Raw genomic sequence first — 2,978 nt, 5'->3', positions numbered from 1 at the left:
GTGGTAGCAGTAGCTGTTGACCAGGATGCGCGGACGGCCGGTGACGGCGCGCAGCAGCCGGATCGCCCACCGGTTGGCGTCGGTGGCGGTCAGCGTGAAACTCCAGGCGGGTAGCCCGAAGCGGCGGCTCAGCTCGGCCCCGACCGTCGCCGCCTCCTCGGTGGGCAGCATCGTGGCCGCTCCGCCGAGGTCGGCCAGCCGCCGGGTGACCGCGGCGACCACCGGAGCCGGGGAGTGTCCGGCCATCGCCCCGGTGTCGCCCAGGCAGAAGTCGAGGTAGTCGTTTCCGTCGATGTCGGTGAGCCGGGCCCCACGGGCCCGGTCCACGTACACCGGAAAGCCGGCCGCGTTCTTGTTCATCCAGGTCATCGGCACCTTGCCGAACAGGTGCCCGGCGCCGGCGTACGCGGCGGCCGACCGGGGGTGCCGGTCGACGAAGGCGGCCCGCTCCCGCTCCAGCAGCCCCGCAAGGCGGGAGCGGTCGACGCTGTCAGCTTCGAAATCCGTCGGCATCGGGCGACAGTACCAACGAGATGAGCGTCCAACCAGTGGCTGCGCGACTGATTCCCGCCCCAATAAGCGGCTGCGCCTTCAGCTCTCGCGGGTTTGCGCAGCATCTCACGAATAGTTCAGCGTCTGATGTATGGTCAGGCGAATGCTGACCAGTGCAGACCGGGCCCGATGAGCCGGGAGTGCTGCGGTCCCGACGAGGCGCCCGGCGTGCCGGCGGAGTTCGACCACTGCTGCGCCCCGGGTGAGCGCCACGACCATGAGGCCATGCCGGTGTGGTGGCGAGACCGCATCCTGCTGCTACCCGCCGTGTCCGGTGTGGCGCTTCTCGCCGGGTACCTGACGGGGTGGGTCGGGGGCCCGGACGCGGCAGCGACGATGCTCCTCGCCGGCGGCCTGCTCGCCGGGGCGTGGACGTTCGTCCCGGGCGCGGTGCGGAGGCTGCTCCGCGGGAAGGTCGGCGTCGTCCTGCTGATGACGATCGCCGCGGTGGGCGCGGTCGCGCTGGGCCACATCGGGGAGGCAGCGGCCCTGGCGTTCCTGTTCTCGATCGCCGAGGCCCTGGAGGAACGGGCGATGGACCGGGCCCGCCACGGGCTGCGGGCGCTGCTGTCGTTGATCCCCGAGACCGCACGGCTGTCACGGCTGACCGGTGACGTGACCGTCCCCGCCGTCGAGGTGCGTACCTTCGACATCCTGGTCGTGGGTGCCGGCGAACGGATCGCCACCGACGGCGTCGTGGTCCGCGGCCGGTCCAGCGTCGACACCTCGGCGGTCACCGGCGAGTCCATCCCGGTGGAGGTCGGCCCGGGCGAAGCCGTGCTGGCCGGATCGGTGAACGGGTCCGGCAGCCTGCACATCGAGGCGACCGCGGACGGTCGAGACAACTCCCTGACCACGATCGTGCGACTGGTCGAGGAGGCACATGCCAAGAAGGGCGAGCGCGCTCGGCTGGCGGACCGGATCGCCCGGCCCCTGGTACCCGTCGTGCTGGTCGCCGCGGCGTCGGTGGCGCTGCTCGGCGCAGTGTTCGGTGATCCGGGCCTGTGGCTGGAGCGGGCCCTTGTCGTGCTGGTCGCGGCCTCCCCGTGTGCACTGGCGATCGCGGTACCGGTCACCGTCATCTCGGCGATCGGTTCGGCGAGCAAGCTCGGCATCGTCATCAAGTCGGGCGCGGCCTTCGAACACCTCGGCACGATCGGTCGGGTCGCCATCGACAAGACCGGGACGCTGACCCGCAACCGCCCGGAAGTGGTCGCGGTGGAGACCGCGGCCGACGTCAGCCGGGCGACTGTCCTGGCCGTCGCGGCGGGGCTGGAAGCCACCAGCACCCACCCGCTCGCCTCGGCGATCACCGCGGCCGTGGACGCGCCCGCGGAGGTTACGGAGGTCGAGGAGCAGGCGGGTCGGGGCGTCGCCGGACGCTTCGAAGGCCGGCCCGTGCGGGCCGGCAGCCCACGGTGGATCCCCTCCGGCCCGCTCACCGCGACCGTCGACCGCATGGCACAACAGGGCATGAGCATCATCCTCGTCGAGATCGACGGGGCTGCGGCCGGTGCGATCGGCATCCGCGACGAGCTACGGCCGGAGGCCGCCGAAGCGGTGCGGGCGCTGCGGCAGCAGGGCGTACGCGTCATGATGCTCACCGGCGACAACGCCCGCACCGCACGGGCGCTGGCCGACCAGGTCGGCATCACCGACGTACGCGCCGAGCAGCTGCCGCAGGAGAAGGCCGCAGCCGTTCATGAATCGACGGCCGCCGCCCCGACAGCGATGATCGGCGACGGCATCAACGACGCGCCCGCACTCGCCGCCGCCACCGTCGGCATCGCCATGGGCGCCACCGGTTCGGCAGCTGCTGTCGAATCGGCCGCCGTCGCCTTCACCGGCACCGACCTGCGGCTCATCCCCGAGGCCTTCGCGCACGCGCGGCGGGGCCGGCGCATCATGACCGGCAACATCGCCCTCGCCCTCGCCATCATCGTCGTGCTGTTCCCGCTGGCGCTGTTCGGCGTACTCGGGCTGGCCGGCGTCGTGCTGGTGCACGAGGTCGCGGAGGTCGCGGTCATCCTCAACGGCGTCCGAGCGGCCCGCCTCCGCCGACAACGGCAGGACGTCGGTGCCGGAGCCGGCACCGGACGTCTCGTCGCCGCAGCCCGCGCCTGACCGGCCGCCACCGGCGGGCTCATCGCCAAGCCCGCATCGCCGTCGCTCACGACAACGTCGGTCGCATGGACCTGGCATGCTGCGGCAAGCCGACATCTACGACGGGAACAGGGTGCAGGTGGGCAACGGAGAACTCAGCAGTGCGGGCCCCCAGAACGCGTTCGAGTTGGTTATCACCCCCGATACCCGGTTCGCGCGGTTCCTGCTGCGCGGCGTGCGTCGCACGAGTCGACTGTCTGGCGCTGTCGGTCTGCTACTGATACTTACGAGCATCGGTACGTTCACGGCCGACGGCGCTTGGC

At 71.8% G+C, this 2,978-nt stretch carries 3 protein-coding genes; 2 read left to right on the top strand and 1 reads right to left on the bottom strand.

The genetic code is table 11. The features are described 5' to 3' along the window. Positions 1-513, bottom strand: a 513-nt coding sequence (locus AB0M52_RS32845) for an aminotransferase class III-fold pyridoxal phosphate-dependent enzyme (protein WP_363961714.1), incomplete at its 3' end; no start/stop codon positions are given. Between the two features lie 168 nt (positions 514-681). Here AB0M52_RS32845 and AB0M52_RS32840 point away from each other — a divergent pair. Together AB0M52_RS32840 and AB0M52_RS32835 are read left to right on the top strand one after the other, a co-directional pair. Continuing rightward, complete coding sequence (locus tag AB0M52_RS32840) at positions 682-2,676, top strand: cation-translocating P-type ATPase (RefSeq protein ID WP_363961712.1); 1,995 nt, start codon at positions 682-684, stop codon at positions 2,674-2,676. 76 nt (positions 2,677-2,752) lie between these two features. Continuing rightward, on the top strand, positions 2,753-2,978 hold a 226-nt coding region (locus AB0M52_RS32835; protein WP_363961710.1), incomplete at its 3' end, for a hypothetical protein.

Source organism: Micromonospora sp. NPDC051296 (genome assembly GCF_040682255.1).
Taxonomy (GTDB): domain Bacteria; phylum Actinomycetota; class Actinomycetes; order Mycobacteriales; family Micromonosporaceae; genus Micromonospora; species Micromonospora craterilacus.
This window is presented reverse-complemented; position numbering and strand designations above follow the sequence as displayed.

What these genes read in the sequence shown, in the direction of transcription:
- AB0M52_RS32840 (WP_363961712.1), top strand. Translation starts at nt 682, where the DNA reads ATGAGCCGGGAGTGCTGCGGTCCCGACGAGGCGCCCGGCGTGCCGGCG.